Genomic DNA, 1,456 nt, shown 5'->3' on the forward strand with positions numbered 1-1,456 from the left:
CAAAATGACCGGTTTTTATACAAATCATTTAATAAAAAAACCGCCTCAGGTTATGAGACGGCTTCTTTTTATGCGTAAAAACAAAAATGAAATACATTTTTTTTTAAACAAACGGTATTAGAAAACCATACAAATAGTATTGTAATTCCGTAAACAAGGATTGTTTTACCATATAAACGGTATGTTTTTATAAACAAATGGTAAATTTTTACGTTTTTTTATTGTTTGGGTTATTATTTTTCATATATTTGTTATGTAATATTAATACAATAACCCCATAACCCCACAACAATAAAATGATTACAATTAATTTTACATATCATTTTAACAATTCAATCAACCCCTTCTTATTTTTAAATAAGAACATAAAATCATCAAGTCATTTTTTTCCAAAAAATGAACTTGATGATTTTATTTTATCAACAGGTATTTTACAACAGATTTACATTCCAAACTACATTAGAAAAAAGATCAATTTAGTTTTTTAAAATACCTTACAAACAACATTAAATACAACTAACCCCACAAAGCCCCACAAAATGAAAACACTACCCCTAAAAAACAGCCTACTTGCTCTTTTATGTCTTGTTTTATTCTCTTGTTCACAAGAAGAAGATGGGATTTATTTCGACAAATCAAATCAACTATCAGAAATTGATACAATTGAATATTCAGCCATTGAATCTGACATATTAGATTTAGTAAACGCTCACAGACAAGAATTAGGCTTAGCTGCCTTAAAACCAATGAGTATTGTATCTGTTACTGCTGATGAACATACAAATTACATGATTAAAGTAGGTCAATTAAACCATGACAACTTTCAAGAACGTTCAAAAACATTGATGGAAAAAGCACACGCAAAACAAGTTGGAGAAAACGTTGCTTTTGGTTTTAGTACTGCCGAAGGCGCTGTAAATGGCTGGTTAAATAGCGAAAGCCATAGAGCTGTAATTGAAAACCCAAATTATACACATTTTGGAATTTCAACTGAAAAATGTAAAACATCAGGTAGAAATTATTTTACTCAAATATTTATCAATAAATAAATATTTATATCTGATAACTTATATAAGAATATTTATAACTAAAAAATATAATTATGAAACCCCTAAAAATAAACCAACAAGAACCTCATTTAAAAGTAATTAAAAACAGTTCTAACACAGATAAAAATGTGCTAATTAAAAGAATATTTATAAACACACTAACTCCTGATTTTAGCTATAATAATAGCAATAAAGAAGTTATAAGTCCTTTAAATCATGTTCTTTTATAATTAAAAATCAGTCTGGCATACCTAAGAAAATTGTTGTCCCCACAACGGTAGTAAAATCAAGAAGAATTACAACAAACTGCTTTTTGTTTTAAATGCAATTAAGTTTTTTATTATTCAATTAAAAAAGAGGCTGTATTGAAATTATCAACATAGTCTCTTTAATAATTATCTTTTTAA

2 protein-coding genes are annotated in these 1,456 nt (G+C 26.7%); both read left to right on the forward strand.

The features are described from left to right. Positions 1-539: 539 nt before the first annotated feature. Complete coding sequence (locus EC396_RS12210; RefSeq protein ID WP_129366946.1) at positions 540-1,049, forward strand: CAP domain-containing protein; 510 nt, start codon at positions 540-542, stop codon at positions 1,047-1,049. A 53-nt stretch (positions 1,050-1,102) separates the two neighbouring features. Further along, positions 1,103-1,279 carry a hypothetical protein gene (locus EC396_RS17900; RefSeq protein WP_164975276.1) on the forward strand — a complete coding sequence of 59 codons (177 nt, stop codon included), beginning with the start codon at positions 1,103-1,105 and terminating at the stop codon, positions 1,277-1,279. Positions 1,280-1,456 lie beyond the last annotated feature (177 nt).

The sequence above is a fragment of the Lutibacter sp. HS1-25 genome, from assembly GCF_004121075.1.
Taxonomy (GTDB): domain Bacteria; phylum Bacteroidota; class Bacteroidia; order Flavobacteriales; family Flavobacteriaceae; genus Lutibacter.

Bases quoted from the DNA above. Each gene is read 5' to 3' on its own strand.
- EC396_RS17900 (WP_164975276.1), top strand. From the start codon at position 1,103: ATGAAACCCCTAAAAATAAACCAACAAGAACCTCATTTAAAAGTAATT.
- EC396_RS12210 (WP_129366946.1), top strand. From the start codon at position 540: ATGAAAACACTACCCCTAAAAAACAGCCTACTTGCTCTTTTATGTCTT.